At 69.8% G+C, this 15177-nt stretch carries 13 protein-coding genes and 1 tRNA gene; 7 read left to right on the top strand and 7 right to left on the bottom strand.

The features are described 5' to 3' along the window. The first annotated feature begins 1 nt into the window (after position 1). From selA to selD, 4 genes are all read left to right on the top strand, one after another. A complete protein-coding gene (gene selA / locus WCD84_RS03600) occupies positions 2-1432 on the top strand; it encodes an L-seryl-tRNA(Sec) selenium transferase (protein ID WP_343280470.1) in 1431 nt (476 codons plus the stop codon). After that, positions 1429-3423 carry a selenocysteine-specific translation elongation factor gene (gene selB / locus WCD84_RS03595; protein ID WP_343280469.1) on the top strand — a complete coding sequence of 665 codons (1995 nt, stop codon included), beginning with the start codon at positions 1429-1431 and terminating at the stop codon, positions 3421-3423. Before selA ends, selB begins: the two co-directional genes overlap by 4 nt. Positions 3424-3448: 25 nt before the next feature. Next, positions 3449-3544: transfer RNA gene (locus WCD84_RS03590), tRNA-Sec, on the top strand. A gap of 43 nt (positions 3545-3587) precedes the next feature. After that, a complete protein-coding gene (gene selD, locus WCD84_RS03585; protein WP_343254175.1) occupies positions 3588-4661 on the top strand; it encodes a selenide, water dikinase SelD in 1074 nt (357 codons plus the stop codon). Here the strand turns inward: selD and WCD84_RS03580 are convergent. From WCD84_RS03580 to WCD84_RS03570, 3 genes are all read right to left on the bottom strand, one after another. Beyond that, entirely contained in the window at positions 4658-7180 is a 2523-nt protein-coding gene (locus WCD84_RS03580) for a diguanylate cyclase (RefSeq protein ID WP_343280468.1), read from the bottom strand. The two genes, selD and WCD84_RS03580, sit on opposite strands and share 4 nt — an antisense overlap. Positions 7181-7208: 28 nt before the next feature. Further along, positions 7209-7427 carry a hypothetical protein gene (locus WCD84_RS03575; RefSeq protein ID WP_343254173.1) on the bottom strand — a complete coding sequence of 73 codons (219 nt, stop codon included), beginning with the start codon at positions 7425-7427 and terminating at the stop codon, positions 7209-7211. 81 nt (positions 7428-7508) lie between these two features. Continuing rightward, positions 7509-8150, bottom strand: coding sequence for a DUF2799 domain-containing protein (locus WCD84_RS03570; protein WP_343280467.1), 642 nt, complete (start codon positions 8148-8150; stop codon positions 7509-7511). 127 nt (positions 8151-8277) lie between these two features. Between WCD84_RS03570 and WCD84_RS03565 the strand changes: the two genes are divergently transcribed. The 3 genes from WCD84_RS03565 to WCD84_RS03555 are packed head-to-tail and all read left to right on the top strand — an operon-like array spanning position 8278 to position 11374. Then, entirely contained in the window at positions 8278-9078 is an 801-nt protein-coding gene (locus WCD84_RS03565) for an N-formylglutamate amidohydrolase (RefSeq protein ID WP_343280466.1), read from the top strand. Further along, the gene (locus WCD84_RS03560) at positions 9075-10316 is read left to right on the top strand and encodes a flavohemoglobin expression-modulating QEGLA motif protein (RefSeq protein ID WP_343280465.1); all 1242 of its coding nucleotides are present in this window, start codon (positions 9075-9077) and stop codon (positions 10314-10316) included. Before WCD84_RS03565 ends, WCD84_RS03560 begins: the two co-directional genes overlap by 4 nt. Beyond that, the gene (locus WCD84_RS03555) at positions 10313-11374 is read left to right on the top strand and encodes an ATP-grasp domain-containing protein (RefSeq protein WP_343254169.1); all 1062 of its coding nucleotides are present in this window, start codon (positions 10313-10315) and stop codon (positions 11372-11374) included. The genes WCD84_RS03560 and WCD84_RS03555 overlap by 4 nt, the downstream gene beginning before the upstream one ends. Positions 11375-11380: 6 nt before the next feature. On the opposite strand, the gene WCD84_RS03550 is transcribed toward WCD84_RS03555, so the two are convergent. From WCD84_RS03550 to WCD84_RS03535, 4 genes are all read right to left on the bottom strand, one after another. Then, positions 11381-12511 carry a serine hydrolase domain-containing protein gene (locus WCD84_RS03550; RefSeq protein WP_343254168.1) on the bottom strand — a complete coding sequence of 377 codons (1131 nt, stop codon included), beginning with the start codon at positions 12509-12511 and terminating at the stop codon, positions 11381-11383. Between the two features lie 74 nt (positions 12512-12585). Further along, on the bottom strand, positions 12586-13263 hold the full coding sequence (locus tag WCD84_RS03545) for a phosphoesterase (RefSeq protein WP_343254167.1): 678 nt from the start codon (positions 13261-13263) through the stop codon (positions 12586-12588). A 65-nt stretch (positions 13264-13328) separates the two neighbouring features. After that, the gene (locus WCD84_RS03540) at positions 13329-14594 is read right to left on the bottom strand and encodes a peptidoglycan-binding domain-containing protein (RefSeq protein ID WP_343280464.1); all 1266 of its coding nucleotides are present in this window, start codon (positions 14592-14594) and stop codon (positions 13329-13331) included. A 108-nt stretch (positions 14595-14702) separates the two neighbouring features. After that, positions 14703-15104 carry a hypothetical protein gene (locus tag WCD84_RS03535; protein WP_343280463.1) on the bottom strand — a complete coding sequence of 134 codons (402 nt, stop codon included), beginning with the start codon at positions 15102-15104 and terminating at the stop codon, positions 14703-14705. Positions 15105-15177: the final 73 nt, after the last annotated feature.

Below are 15177 nucleotides of genomic sequence, written 5' to 3'. Positions count from 1 at the left end.
GATGCACGCGGCTGGCGATGACGGCGCAGCGGCATCGGCGAGCGAAATCCCCTCGCTCGACCGGCTGCTGAAGGACGCAGGGCTGCGGGAGCTGCTGGCACGGCACGGACCGGGCCGCGTGACCGCCGTGCTGCGCACCCGGCTTGATGCCTTGCGCGAGACGGCGCTGGCCGGGACGCTGCCGCGGCACGCGCTGGAACCCGAGGCGCTGGCCGCGGACCTCGCGCAGGCGCTGCAGCGTGATTCGCAGCCGCGCCTGCGCACCGTATTCAACCTCACCGGCACCGTGCTGCACACCAACCTCGGCCGCGCGCTGCTGCCGGACGAGGCCGTGGCCTCGGTGGTGCGCGCGCTCACCGCGCCGGTGGCGCTCGAGTTCGACCTCGAGCGCGGCGGCCGCGGCGACCGCGACGCGCTGGTCGAAGGCCTGCTGTGCGAACTGACCGGCGCCGAAGCCGCCACCGTGGTCAACAACAACGCCGCCGCGGTGCTGCTGATGCTGAACTCGCTGGCCAACCGCCGCGACGTCGTCGTCTCGCGCGGCGAGCTTGTCGAGATCGGCGGCGCCTTCCGCATTCCCGACATCATGAAGCGCGCCGGCGCGCGCCTGGTCGAAGTCGGCACCACCAACCGCACCCATCCCGCCGACTACGCCGACGCCATCGGCCCGCGCACGGCGATGCTGATGAAGGTCCACTGCAGCAACTACGCGATCTCGGGCTTCACCCGCAGCGTGGCCACCGCCGAAGCCGCCGCGATCGCGCGCGGACACGGCCTGCCCCTGGGCGTGGACCTGGGCAGCGGCAGCCTGGTCGACCCCGCCCGCTGGGGCCTGCCGCACGAGCCTACGGTGCGCGAGACGCTGGCGGCCGGCGCCGACCTGGTCACCTTCAGCGGCGACAAGCTGCTTGGCGGTCCGCAGGCCGGGCTGCTGGTCGGCCGCGCCGATTTGATCGCGAAGATCCGCAGGAACCCGCTCAAGCGCGCTCTCCGCGTGGGCAAGCTGACCCTGGCCGCGCTGGAGCCGGTGCTGGCGCTGTATCGCAGCCCTGAATTCCTGCCCGAGCGCCTGACCACGCTGCGCCTGATGCTTCGGCCGCAGGCGGCGATGCAGGCGCAGGCGGCGCGGCTGTCGCCGCCGCTGCAGGATGCACTGGGCGAAACCTGGAGCGTTGCGGCCGCCCCCATGCACAGCCAGATCGGCAGCGGCGCGATGCCGGTCGAAGCCTTGCCGAGCTGGGGACTGTCGCTGCGGTTCATGGGCAAGGGCCGCCGCGGGCGCGCGCTCGGGTCCCTCGCGAAGGCGCTGAGGGAGCTGTCGCGGCCGGTTATCGGGCGTGTCTCCGACGATGCCCTGTGGCTGGACCTGCGCTGTCTGGAAGAACACGACGAAGCGGCTTTCGCCGCCCAGCTGGAGGAACTGCGCGCGTGATCGTCGGCACCGCCGGCCACATCGACCACGGCAAGACCAGCCTCGTGCGTGCGCTCACCGGCGTGGAGACCGACCGGCTGAAGGAAGAGAAGGCGCGCGGGATCTCCATCGAACTCGGTTATGCCTATACGCCCCTGCCCGACGGCGGCGTGCTCGGCTTCATCGACGTGCCCGGCCACGAGAAGCTGGTGCACACGATGGCTGCGGGCGCGTCGGGCATCGACTTCGGCCTGCTGGTGGTGGCCGCCGACGACGGCGTGATGCCGCAGACCCGCGAGCACCTGGCGATCCTCGGGCTGTTGGGCGTGACCCGCGGCGCCGTTGCGCTGACCAAGGCCGACCGCGCCGACGGCGCGCGGCTGGATGAGGTGCGCGCGCAGCTCCGGGCACTGCTGCAGGGCGGACCGCTGGCCGATGCACCGGTGTTCGCGGTCAACGCCACCAGCGGCAACGATCCCGGCGTCGACGCGCTGCGTACCCACCTGCAGCAGTGCGCGGCGAACCATCGCAGCCGCGACGCCGGCGGGCTGTTCCGACTGGCCGTGGATCGCGCCTTCACCCTCCCCGGCCACGGCACCGTCGTGACCGGCACCGTGTTCGGCGGCCGCACCAGCGCAGGCGATGACAGCGCCAACCTGGTGCTTGCGCCCGCCGGCCGACCCGTGCGCGTGCGCGCCATCCACGCCCAGAACCAGGCCAGCGCCGACGGCCACGCCGGCCAGCGCTGCGCGCTCAACCTCGCCGGCATCGACAAGGGCGCGATCGACCGCGGCGACTGGATCGCCGATGCGCGCGCCTTCCTGCCCACCCGCAACATCGACGTCGAACTGCGCCTTCTTGCCGACGCCGGCGGCGCGGTCGGCAACTGGGCGCCGCTGCACGTCCACCTGGGCACGGCGCGCAGGCTGGCGCACGCCGTGCCGCTGTCGATCGGCGAGATCACGCCCGGCGGCAGCGGCCGCGTGCAGCTGGTGTTTGACGAAGCGCTGTGCGCGACGCCCGGCGACCGGTTCATCGTGCGCGACGCCCAGGCCAGCCGCACCATCGGCGGCGGACGGGTGCTCGACCCCGACGCGCCTGCCCGACGCCGGCGCTCGCCGCAGCGCCTGGCCTGGCTGGACGGCATCGCGGCGATGCTTGATGGCGATGGCCTGGCCGCCGTGCTGGACCAGGCCCCGCACGGCGTGGACGAAGCTGCCCTGGTGCGCATGACCGGCATCCCGCCCGAACGCTTGCGGCTGCCCCACGGTGCGCACTGGCTCTCGCCAAGGCTCGCCGCGCGCGTCGCCATCGCCGATGGACACCTGCAGGCGCTGCAGGCCCGCATCGGCCAGGCGCTTGCCGACTTCCACCGTGACAGTCCCGACGAACCCGGTCCCGATGCAGCGCGCCTGCGTCGCATCGCCCTGCCCACGGCGCCCGCCGCGCTGTGGCACGCGCTGCTCGACGAGCTCACGACTGCCGGTCGCGTACGCCGCAACGGCCCCTGGCTGCACCTGCCCGGCCACAGCATCACCCTGGACCCGGCCGACACCGCCCTCGCCGGCCGCCTGCTGGCGCGACTCGCCGAAGGCGGCTTCGACCCGCCGTGGGTGCGCGACCTCGCCCGCATCGAGGACGTACCGGAAGAGCGCGTGCGCCGCCTGCTGCGCACGCTCGCACTGCAGGGCGAGGCCTACCAGGCGGTGCGGGACCTGTTCTACCACCGTGACCGCATGCGCGAGCTGGCCACGCTTGCCTGTGGCATCGCCAGGCGCGATGGCAGCATCGAAGCCGCCCGCTTCCGCGACGCCAGCGGCCTCGGCCGCAAGCGCGCGATCCAGCTCCTCGAATTCCTCGACCGTACCGGTCTCACCCGACGCGTGCGCGACGGCCACGTCGTGCGCGAGGACAGCGCTTGGCTGCAGTCATTGCGGGTGGATCCCGAAGGCCGTGCAAGGGAAGGCGCCATCGCCGACAATGCGCCCTCAGTCGGAGGCCACGACGCCTGAGGCGCCGCGACACGACAACTCACGTGGAAGGCAAGCGCGCCCGGTGGCGCGGCCGGGCTTCAAACCCGGTTGGGGGCGTCAGCCGCTCCCAGGCAGGTTCGACTCCTGTTGCCTTCCGCCACTCCCCGCGCCCGGCGCGGATGACCGACGCCAGAGAGCACGCCATGCCTGCAGATCCAGACGCACCCATGTCCGCCGGCACCGCGCCACGCCTCACCTCGCTCTCCCACGGTGGCGGCTGCGGCTGCAAGATCGCGCCGGGCGTGCTGGCCGACCTGCTCAGGCGCGCGGCGCCGGCGCCCGTCTGGCCACAGCTGATGGTCGGCAAGGACACCGCCGACGACGCCGCCGTCTACAGGCTCAACGACGGCCAGGCGCTGATCGCCACCACCGACTTCTTCATGCCGATCGTCGACGACCCCTACGACTTCGGCCGCATCGCCGCCACCAACGCGCTCTCGGACGTCTACGCCATGGGCGGCACGCCGGTCATGGCGCTGGCCATCGTCGGCATGCCGATCAACGTGCTGCCACACGCGGTGATCGCGGACATCCTGCGCGGCGGCGAGGATGCGTGCGCGGACGCAGGCATCCCGGTGGCCGGCGGCCACAGCATCGATTCGGTCGAACCGATCTACGGCCTTGCGGCGATGGGCATCGCGCATCCCGACCGCATCCGCCGCAACAGCGACGCGCGTCCCGGCGACCTGCTGGTGCTGGGCAAGCCGCTGGGCGTCGGCGTGCTGTCGGCGGCGCTCAAGCGCGGCGTGCTCGACGACGCCGGCTACAGGGCCATGATCGAGACCACCACGCGACTCAACCGTCCCGGCATCGCGCTGGCCGCCCTGCCCGGCGTGCACGCGATGACCGACGTCACCGGCTTCGGCCTGCTTGGCCACGCGCTGGAACTCGCGCGCGGCGCCGGGCTGACCGTGCGCCTGCGCTACGACGACCTGCCCTGGCTGCCGGGCGTGCAGGCACTGGCCGCCGACGGCGTGGTCACCGGCGCGTCCGGCCGCAACTGGACGGCCTACGGCGACGGCGTGAAGCAGGGCGACCGCATCGACAAGGCCGCCCGCGACCTGCTCACCGACCCGCAGACCTCCGGTGGCCTGCTGGTGTCATGCGCGCCGCAGGCGCTGCACCAGGTCCTGGACGCCTTCCATGCCGGCGGCTTCGACGAGGCCGCGATCATCGGGGAAACCCGCGCGGGGCCAGCGCAGGTCGAGGTGAGCTAGGCCCGCGGCCCGCTGCCGGCGACCGCGGCCACGATGTGGTCTTCGCAGTCCGCACCCTGGACGTCTCGCAGCTCGCCCAGCGGCGGGATGACCAGGGTGGTGTACTCCTCGTAACGCGCCCCCGGCAGGTCGGCCAGGCGCAGCCGCTCGATCCGCGGCTGTTCGATCGGCAGCCGGGCCGCTTCGTACAGCACCACCTCGTGATCGGCGGGGTACCAGCGCAGCAGCCTGTCGACCAGCGCCTGCAGCCCCTCGGGCTCCGCATGCAGGCGCGTGCAGCTGAGGTCACCGGACAGCGCCACCTGCCACAGCAGCACCAGGCCTGCGGTGTCGGGCCGGCGGTCGTAGACCAGGAAGTGGGTCGCCTCCAGTGACTGCACGCCGCGTTGGCCGGGGTCGATGCCGAGGTCGGCGTACAGGCAGGCCTCGGCGGACACACCCGGCTCCATGCGCGCCGGGATGCCCTCCGCGCGCGCCTTGCGGATCACCGCGTGCGGCACGTCGGCAAACACGCCGGGGTGGCCATAGAACACCGCGCACACCTGCTTGCCGGCGCGCACCTCGGCCATGATCGCAGCGTCGATCTCGCGGTAGATCTCGCGCCGGTCCCTGCCCGGCAGGTAGTGCGCTCCCAGGTTGATGGCGTCCGGGCGGAAGCTGGAGATCATCGCCAGCGCGAAGGGATCGGTCAGGCAGAACACCACCTGTGCTTCGCGGATCTCCGACAGGCAGCGTTCGCTGACGTGGCGCCCGAACTCGATGCCGCTGCCGACCACGACCAGGCCGGACGTGGACGACGTGGCCATGTCCCTGCGCACCACCCGGTCGCGGCCATCGTGCTTGGCGCGGTAGAGCGCCTGGTCGGCCTGGTGGATCAGCTGCTCCAGCGTATCGATGGAGCCGTCGTCCTGGCAGATGCCCGAGCTGAGCTTGAAGCGAAAGGTCTGGCCGAACACCGTGATCGGCTCGATGCGCTCGCCCAGGCGCTGCAGCAGCGCTTCGGCTTCGTTCGCGTCGGCGTCGAGCAGGACGGTGAACTCGTCGCCGCCACTGCGTCCGGCGATGCCCTGCCCGCCGACCACCTCGCTGATCCATGAACCCAGTGAACGCAGCGCCTCGTCACCGGCCGCGTGGCCGTGGCTGTCGTTGACCTGCTTGAACCTGTCGATGTCGGCGACGATCGCCGTGAATGGCCGCCTTGCGCTGCGGGCGGACGCGAACGCCGCCTCGCCGAGCCTGCGGATCTGCTGATAGTTGTACAGCCGGGTGAGGCTGTCGTGCTCCGACTGCCAGCGGTAGCGTCGGCGCTCGCGGGCGGAGCGGCGCAGCAGGCCCCACAGCAGGATGGCCGTGACCAGCAACCCGGCCACGCCCACGGCAAGCAGCAGCTGCGTGCGCTTGGTCGCGGTGACCTGTACCGCCGCAAGCTCCCTGCCGGCTTCGAGCAGGGCGATCTGATGCTCCTTCAGGCGGGTATCGAACTCCACCTGCAGGTAGGCCAGCCGGCGCTCGCGACCGTCGCGCTCCGCGGCTTCCGAGGCCCCCATCGCAGTCCTGAAGTGGGCAAGTGCCTCGGTGAGCTCACCGCGCCGTTCCGCCAGCCGGGCCAGCAGGCCCTCGGTCTCGGCGATCGCGAAGTGGGACTCCTGCGTCTGATAATAATCAAGAGCGTCCTCGAGCAGCGAACCTGCCTCGTCGAGCCCGCGGTCGGACTCGATCAGGCTTTCCGCCACCACGAGCCTGGCGCTCCATGCACCGGCGGCAAAGCCCGCTGCCTGGAACTCCGCCAGCGCCTCGCGCGCCCAGTCCAGTGCTTCATCGTGGCGGCCCTGGCCAGCCAGCATCTTGCCCACGCCATACTTGCCATTGGCCACGAACACAGGCTCGCCGGCGCGGGTGCAGGCGTCGATCTGGCGACGCCGCCAGGTTTCGGCTTCGCGGAAATTGTGCGCGTGGTCTTCGGCCAGGGCCATGTCGGCCAGGGCCAGGCACAGCGCGCGGGCGTCGGTCCCGGTTTCGACGAGTTCCAGCGCGCGCAGCGCCAACTCGCGCGCCTTGCCGGTTTCACCGACCAGGGTGTGCAGGTAGCTGGCGACGCCCAGCAGGCCGGCCGCCTCGCCGGGCGCCTCGGGCAGGGCCGACAGCCCCTCGCCCAACCAGGCGAATGCCCGCGGCCAGTCCTCGACGTTCGCCGCCATGCTGATGGCCGTGACATAGACGCGCATGCGCAATCGCGGCGCCAGCTGCTGCTGCAGCAGCTCGGCCAGTCCCGCGATCGCGGACGCCTGGTCGCCTGCCAGCCCGAGGTTGCGCAGGCGGACGAAGTCCAGGCGCTGGCGCTGATCCGGGGTGAGTTCGTCAATTCGCGGGGCAAGGCCCTCGATGCGCGCGTTGGACTGCTGCCAGTGGGCGGTGACCGCCAGCCGCTCGATCTCCGCGACTTCGGTCTCGAGCACATCGGAAAAGGCCGGCGCGCTCAAGGCCAGCCACAGGAACGCGATGAAGATCAGCCGGTACATGCACGGACGATCGACCAGGTGGGCTCGACTACTTTTCGTACGATTTGATGATGTGGTTGGTGGCGAATTGCCCGGCCTCCAGGCCGGTCAGCCGCTGCACCGCCGCATAGTCGCAGTCCAGCATCGCCTTGCACTCTTCATCGGACAGGCCGGCGCGCGTGACCACCCGACCGGGGTCCTTTGCATAGTCCGCGGCCAGCGCGGCATCGCTGCCAAGGTTCCTCATCAGTTCAAGCAGTTTGGACATGTCCCCTCTCCCTTTGAACAGTCACCACCCCGAAGCAACCAACATTAACACAGGGTCGTGGCACCACCCATGGGCGGACTGCTACCAGCCCCCACCGCCATACATCGACGGCAGCCTGCGCATGACCTGGTCCAGTTCACGCTCGGCCAGGCCGTGGCGGCGGTGCGCATGCCCGAGTTCATCCTCGGCACGCCGCGTGTCGTCGCGCAGCCGGCGCAGCTCCCGTTCCAGCTCCTTGCGATCCTCGGCGGAGATCCCGTCACGACCGATCCGCTCGCGCGTCCTGTCGGTGGCCTTGCGCAGCTGGCGGATCCTGTGTTCCTGCGTCGAGATCTCCGAGCGCGCCCGTTCGACGTACTGCCGGGCATCGTGGACCACGCGGCCATCGGCATAGCCGGCGAGGAAGTCCGCTTCGGCCCAGGCCGGACAGACGCCGGCATAGCTGCGGCCGTTGCTTCCGGCCTCGAAGCCGCGGTAGGGCGTGCAGTATTCCTCCAGCCCGCGTTCCCGCGCCGCCAGGTACAGGCGCGCGTCCACGCTGATGCCGTGGGCCATGCACGCCGCTTCGTGGTCGGCCAGGCGCGAGGGCGCATGACCGGCGGCACCGTCCTGGTAACCGGCCCGCTCCCAGTTGCCCGCCATGCACTGGTCCCGGCTCATCGTCGCGCAGCCCGCGAGCAGCGCCAGCAGCACGCACATCGCGACACATCCAATTCCCCGCATGTACCGCTCCGTATGATCGATGGGCCAGCCGCGGCTCGTCCCGTACATCACCCATTGACGATATGCGGGGTCCGAAGCGGACATCCATCACGGGCCGGTCATTGCGCGCTTGCGAGCATCGCTTCGCATGCAGACAGCCCCCCACCCCGCAGCATGGGACATCACGGCGAACGAGGGCCCCGTGATCGCGACCGCCATCCACGACGGCCATGCCATCCGCCCCGACCTGCAGCCGCTGCTGGCCCTGCCCGACGCCGAGCGGATGCGCGAGGAGGATCCGCTCACAGGCCTTCTGACCGCCGTTGGTGACGTGCGCATCCGGGTGCCGACCTCGCGTTTCGAAGTCGACCTCAACCGCCCGCGCGACGGCGCGGTCTATGCAAGGCCGGAGGATTGCTGGGGCTTGGACGTCTGGAATTCGCCGCTGCCCGAGGCTTCGATCGCCCGCTCGCTGGACGCCTGGGACCGCTTCTACGCCATGGTCACCGAGCGCATCGAACGCTTGCTGGAACGCTGGGAAGCGGTGCTCCTGATCGACCTGCACAGCTACAACCACCGCCGCGACGGGCCCGACGCCACGCCGGCGCCGCAGGCGGACAACCCCGACATCGAGCTTGGCCTGACCACCGCGGATCCCGACCGCTGGAGCGACGTCACCGCGCGCTTCGCCGACGCCCTGCGCGCAGCTCCGCTTGATGGCCGTGAGCTGGACGTACGCGCCAACGTGCGCTTTCCCACCGGCGGTCACTTCCCGGAATGGGTGTATGCGCGCTGGGGCTCGCGGGTGTGCACGATCTCGCCCGAGTACAAGAAGATCTTCATGGACGAGTGGACGGGCCAGGCCGACATCGCCGCCGTGTATGCGCTTCGCGACGGCCTGCAGGCGGCGGTCGATGCCGTTCGCCCCGCGTTCGAGGCGCGGCGATGAGCGCCGCGACACGCGCGACGAACGCGACTGCAAGGCCTGCGCTGCAGCCGCTGCCGCCGGTCGCCGCCGAGGTCGATGCCGCGCTTGTCGCGATCGATGCCGAGCTCGACTGGCTGCTTGCCCTGAACCCGCTCGACAGCGACGCGCTGTGGGACCACTTCGATGCCAGCGGTCGCACGGACGTGCCGTCGCTGCGCTATGCCGAGCCTGCGACCGACCTGGATGCGATGCGCAGGCAGCTGTTCGCGCTGCCCACGGAGCGGATCGAATCCCCGCTGCTGGCCGGCGTGCTGGAAGAAAAGCAGCGCGACCTCGACCGCACCATCGAGCTGGTGCGCCTGCGCGGCACCGACGGCTTCCTCGGCGCCAGCATCGAACTGTTCGGCAGCGTCGAGGCCGGGCTGCTGGAGCTTGCCAACGGCATCCTCGCCACGGTGGATGTGGGCGACCCGCTGCCGGGCGACATCGGCGTGGACACGGTGGTCGCGGCGGTCGAGGACGAAGTGGCCTGGTACTGCGAGCGGGCGCCGGACTTCGACCTGCAGGTCGTGGTCGATGCCGACGTCGGTTCGCTGATGATGGTTTCCCACGGCACGCTGTACCTCGACGCGCAGCTGCGCCTGCCCGAGGCGCGGCTGCAGCCGCTGGTGCAGCACGAAGTCGGTACCCACGTCGTCACCCGCTACAACGGCCTGCGCCAGCCGCTGCGGCAGCTCGCGGTCGGCCTGGCGCAGTACGACCCGCTGCAGGAAGGCCTGGGCGTGCTGGCCGAGTTCCTGACCGGCTACCTGCCCGGCGAGCGCCTGCGCATCCTCGCCGCGCGCGTGGTTGCCGCCGACATGGCCATCCATGGCGAGCACATCCCCGCGATCTTCGCCTGCCTGCACGGGCAGCACGACCTGCCCACCGACGACGCCTTCGACATCGCCGTGCGCGCGCGCCGCGGCGGCGGCCTGACCAAGGACGCGGTGTACCTGCGCGGCCTGCGCGACCTGCTCGACCATCTCCGCGGCGGCGGAGCCTTCGAGGCGCTGTTCGCCGGCAAGTTCGCGCTGTCGCACCTGCCGGTGCTCGAGCAGCTGGCCGATTCGGGCTGGGTCGCGCCGCCCGCGCTGCTGCCGCGATATGCCAGCGCCGACGGATTCGCCGACGCCCTTGCGCACTGCCGCACGCTCGGCGTCGAAGCCCTCTACCACCCCCACCTCCCCCCGAACTCCCTCCAGGAGCAAGCACCATGAGCGACCGGCCGATGCGCCTGGGCTTCGTCGTCAACGACGTTGCGACCGAAAAGAACAACTACACCACCATCCGCCTGGCGCGGCGGGCGGCGAACATGGGCCACCAGGTGGCGCTGATCGGCCTGGGCGAGTTTCTGTACGACGCCAACGGCACGGTGCGCGCGAAGGCGCATGTACCACGCGGCGACAGCTATGCCGACGACGACGCCCTGCTTGCGGAAATCCAGGGCGAAGACGCCGACACCGATCGCATCAACGTCGAAGAGCTCGACGTGCTGATGCTGCGCAGCGACCCGGCCGAAGAAGTCGTCGACCGCCCTTGGGCGCCGAACAGCGCCCTGCTGTTCGCGCAGCTGGTGACCCATCGCGGCGTGATCGTGCTCAACGACCCGACCCATCTCACCGACGCTTCCAACAAGACCTATTTCCAGCACTTTCCCGAGGCAGTGCGTCCGGTGACCTGCATCAGCCGCGACGCCGACGAGCTCAAATCCTTCATCACCTCGCACCAGGGCCGCGGCGTGATCAAGCCGCTGCAGGGATCCGGTGGGCAGGGCGTGTTCGTGCTCGACGGCGATGACGGCGCCAACCTCAACCAGATGATCGACGCGGTGATCCGCGACGGCTACGCGATCGCACAGGAGTACCTGCCCAAGGCCGCCGACGGCGACCTGCGGCTGATCACCCTCAACGGCCGCCCGCTGAAGGTCGAAGGCCAGTACGCCTGCTTCCGCCGCTACAACGACAGCGGCGACGCGCGCAGCAACATCAGCGCCGGCGGCAAGATTCAGCTGGTCGAACCCGACCCCGACGCCCTGCGGCTGGCGGAGCTGGTCGCGCCCAAGCTGATGCGCGACGGCATGTACATGACCGGCCTCGACATCGTCGGCGACAAGCTGATGGAGGTAAACGTCGACACGCCCGGCGGCATCAACATGGCCGAAGAGCTGACCGGCGTGGACTTCAGCGGCCACATCATCAGCGACCTCGCGCGCAAGGTGCGCCTGCGCGACCAGTACGGCGGCAGCCTGCGCAACGTCGAGCTCGCGATGCTGTAGCCGTATCTACTTCGCCGCGCAGCAGGATGGCCCGCCCGCGACCGGCACCGGGCAAGCGACCGCCTGGATGATCTCCGCCAGCAGCCCGTGCAGGGCGTCGCGGTGCCCGGTGCGCGCCGACGCCTCGGTGTCGTCCGAGGTCATCGCCACCGTCAGCTCCAGCGCCGGCACGATGTAGAGCATCTGCCCGCCATAGCCCCAGGCATAGCGCACCGGTTCGCCTGCGATGTCGCGCATGAACCAGCCATAGCCGTAATCGTCGCCGGTGAAGCGCGACTGCGTGCGCGGCTGCCAGGACGCGTCGATCCACGACTGCGACAGCAGCCGGCTTCCGTCGGCGGCAAGGCCGCCGTTTCGATACAGCTCGCCGAACACCAACAGTGAACGCGTCGACATCGCCATGTTGTTGCCGCCGAAGTAGACGCCCTGCTGATCGCGATCCCAGCCGGCAATGACGAAGCCCGCCTGCGGACCCAGCCACTCGCGCGCGAGCTCCAGCGTCGAGCGTCCGCTGACGCGGGTCAGGATCGCCGAAAGCAGGTGGGTCGATCCGGTCGAATACAGCATCGCCCCGCCGGGTTCGTCCACGAAGGGCCTGGCCAGTGCATCACGGACCCAGTGGTCGCTGGTGACCCAGCGCCCGTAGTACGGCCCCGACGTGCGCTCAAGCCCCGCCTGCATCGACAGCAGGTGGCCGATGGTCACCTGCGCCAGGCGCGGGTCCGGATCCGCTGGCAGGACGTCGTGCAGCAGGGGCGCGATCAGCTGGTCCGTGCCTTCCAGCACGCCCTTGTCGATGGCGATGCCCACCAGCGCCGACATCACGGTCTTGGACGCCGACTTGATGTTGGCCGGCGTGTCCGGGCGCGCGCCGCGGTAGCCGCGCTCCGCAATCACCGCACCGCCCTGTGCGATGACCACGGCCCTGAGCGGCTCGATCACACTCGCCTGATCAAGCAGCGCCGTCATGGCCTGCGCCGCATCGGCCGCGGAAGGCTGCGACAGGCAGCGCTCTTCGACGATGACCTCCGCCCCGGTCACCGCTGTTTCTGCCGTCGTCGACGCAGGCTGCGGCGCCTGTCCGCAGGCCGGACTCACCACCGCCGCCAGGATCAGCAAAAGAACTCGCCAGGACATGCCTGGATGGTCGCAGGCCCTGTGTCGCGATGACGTGCCCGCCTGGCGGGGGCTCCTCTTTGATTCCGGGATAGTCAGGTGTGGAGGATTACATGCCGCAGCCCGAACATGAGAAATCCCGCACCCGCCGCCGCGCCCAGCGCAGCCCCGGCCAGGACATCCCGGACGGTATGACGGTGCAGCGCCAGGCGTGACCACGACACGATTGCCGCCAGCGCCAGAAGGGCCCCGGCGACACATGCCAGGGGCCACGCCAGAAAGGCCGAGAACACGATGAGGCCGACGTGCAACGACGCCTTGAACCAGGCCCGCAGCAGGTGGCAGGCGCCGACCATGGCGGCCGCCATCGCGAAACCAGTGGAGACCTGCGCATCCTGCCCGGCAGCAAGCAAGGCCATCGCGGCGATCATGAGCGCGATGGCGAGCAGCGGATTGAGCTGGCTGCGCTCACTGGGAACGGACGCATCGATATGGATCCACTTCCCGGACCTCACCTGCGCGAAGCTGTATGCAAGGGCAGCGACCGCGATCGCCACTGCCGCGAACAGGATGACCCCGACCGCTGCGGGCGTGGCATCCCGCCGGGCCGCAGCCAGCGTGATGGTTGCCGGAACCACGATGGCCGGGTGGCCGGCAATGGACACCGCACGCGCCACCATGGTCCGTGACGCCTGGCTGTCGAAACGTTCAGATGGGCGCATGAAGAAACGCCGGCCCACATCCAGCTCGTGCTGCCGCAGGGGCCGGAGCATGGCGCCTGCGCAAAGACAGTCGGTGTCCGGAGCCGGCGAACAGCGCGGGCGATTCCTTGATTAGGTCAAGCGGGCTGGCCATGCCGCATGGATGTTAACGCGGACTCGGGCTGATGGGCGTGGGCGGCAAGGTCCGGTTGCCGCGCGCTGGATTCTGCGCGCTCGCGGAAGCCTTGCAGGCGCGCCAGCGAATCAGCGACCGGGGTGTTGATCGCCTCGAACGTCGACATCCACGCCCGCCGCTGCGCCGGATCATCCAGCCGCCCCTGCACCACGAACACGCGCTCGCCTGCGGCCCCTCCGGGCGCAGCGCCAAGAAGCACATGGTCGACCGACTGCAGCCGATGCCCCGCCGCGAGCCCCGCCAGTGAGTGCGCCATGCGTTCGCGCTGGCCGTCGGTGAGTGGAAGCCCATCGACGGCGTCGAGCGCGCCGACGCGCCCCCGGATCCGGTCCAACAGGCCATCCTTCGCAGTCGATTGGACGCCAGGCGGACCATCGACCACCGGCGGCGGAAGGGTCGGCTTGCCCAAGGTCAGGTCCAGCGCCTGGCGCCAGGTCGTGGCGTCGATATCACCGGACGGGTCAAGCCCATTGTCATGCTGGAACTGCAGCACGGCTCCTTGCATGGACAGGCGGTAGACGCCATCCACCGGAATCGCTGCGTCGTGCACGGCACGATAGCCGCCGGCCACCAGGGCGCGCTGCACCGCGGCCACCCGTGCACCCGCCTCACCGACGCGCTGTATTCCGTCGTCAACGACAGCGCGCGGCTCCACGCCTGCGCGATGCTCCGCCTGCACCGGCAGGCGCCCTTCGACCAGGTCCAGCATGTAGTGGTCGAATTGCTGGTGATAGCGCGTGTCCATTTCGATATGGACGTGCTTGCCGGCGGTTCGCTGCAGCCCGAGATTGCTCTGCGTGCCCAGCGACTGGCCATAAACCACGTCCTCGCCTGCCTCCACGGCAATCGGACCAAGATGCCGGATACGTGCCAACAGGCGGCCACCCGCGGGATCACAAATGTCGACGACGCCGTTTGGCGCATCGACACGGCCAATGACGCCTGCCATTGGAGCGGGAACATCCACCCGCCGCGTGTTGGCGGCGGTCATGTCGTCGAGGATGAAATCCTTGATCAGCAGGACCTGGTCGGGCTCGAGACCGCGGTATTTGTCAACGCGCTCGACCATCACCTCCTGGAACTCACCACCCACTACCGCGTATGCACGCGTGGTGATGTTCTCGGCACTTTTCGGCAAGCCTTCCACCAACGCTGCGTGATAATTCCGCTTCGGGTGATGCGTGAACAGGCTTTCGAGATCGCTCACTGCAGCGTTCGGAACAAAGGTCCCGGGTTCTGCCCTGCCGGATTGAGTGACTTGGTACGGGCTCGGATCTGACTGGGGCATCTGACTGTCCTTGTCGGTGCCATCGATTTATTTGCAGCGGATGTAGGTATACGACCGTTCACCGTTGGTAATCGTCATCACATCCCCGCGCAAGACGTAGATGTCTGCTTCACCCTGGATTTCGGTCGGCGCAGCGTCCGAAATCGTCACCATTCGCCAGGTCGCTGGATCTTCCGCAATCTTCTGAACCGATTTCAGCGCGTCGTTGGTCTCATAACCACCAAGCGTCCGGGCCTCGATCAGGATCCGCATATCGCTGTCGGAGGGACCGTCGTCTATACAAGACAAGGGATAGGCGTCCCAGACACCGAGGAGTTCGGCCGGGAAACGCAGTTCGCCAGCTTCGGAATCGGCCGCTGCCGCAACCGGCAGGAGACACAGCAGGGACAAGGCGACCACGATGGTGCAAATACGCATGACGTCCTCCATGACATTCGACAGCGCTCCGAGCCTAGCATCGCCCACGGCGCGATTGAAGTCGGGGATGGCCGCAGGCGTTGGC

Origin of the sequence: Luteimonas changyuni (assembly GCF_039548395.1) — a bacterium.
In the GTDB taxonomy this organism is placed as follows: Bacteria; Pseudomonadota; Gammaproteobacteria; order Xanthomonadales; family Xanthomonadaceae; genus Luteimonas.
This window is presented reverse-complemented; position numbering and strand designations above follow the sequence as displayed.

Excerpts from the sequence above, each read along its gene's own strand:
- selA (WP_343280470.1), top strand. The coding sequence starts at position 2 with ATGCACGCGGCTGGCGATGACGGCGCAGCGGCATCGGCGAGCGAAATC.
- selD (WP_343254175.1), top strand. The coding sequence starts at position 3,588 with ATGCCTGCAGATCCAGACGCACCCATGTCCGCCGGCACCGCGCCACGC.
- WCD84_RS03580 (WP_343280468.1), bottom strand. The coding sequence starts at position 7,180 with ATGTACCGGCTGATCTTCATCGCGTTCCTGTGGCTGGCCTTGAGCGCG.
- WCD84_RS03575 (WP_343254173.1), bottom strand. The coding sequence starts at position 7,427 with ATGTCCAAACTGCTTGAACTGATGAGGAACCTTGGCAGCGATGCCGCG.
- WCD84_RS03570 (WP_343280467.1), bottom strand. The coding sequence starts at position 8,150 with ATGCGGGGAATTGGATGTGTCGCGATGTGCGTGCTGCTGGCGCTGCTC.
- WCD84_RS03565 (WP_343280466.1), top strand. The coding sequence starts at position 8,278 with ATGCAGACAGCCCCCCACCCCGCAGCATGGGACATCACGGCGAACGAG.
- WCD84_RS03560 (WP_343280465.1), top strand. The coding sequence starts at position 9,075 with ATGAGCGCCGCGACACGCGCGACGAACGCGACTGCAAGGCCTGCGCTG.
- WCD84_RS03555 (WP_343254169.1), top strand. The coding sequence starts at position 10,313 with ATGAGCGACCGGCCGATGCGCCTGGGCTTCGTCGTCAACGACGTTGCG.
- WCD84_RS03550 (WP_343254168.1), bottom strand. The coding sequence starts at position 12,511 with ATGTCCTGGCGAGTTCTTTTGCTGATCCTGGCGGCGGTGGTGAGTCCG.
- WCD84_RS03545 (WP_343254167.1), bottom strand. The coding sequence starts at position 13,263 with ATGCTCCGGCCCCTGCGGCAGCACGAGCTGGATGTGGGCCGGCGTTTC.
- WCD84_RS03535 (WP_343280463.1), bottom strand. The coding sequence starts at position 15,104 with ATGGAGGACGTCATGCGTATTTGCACCATCGTGGTCGCCTTGTCCCTG.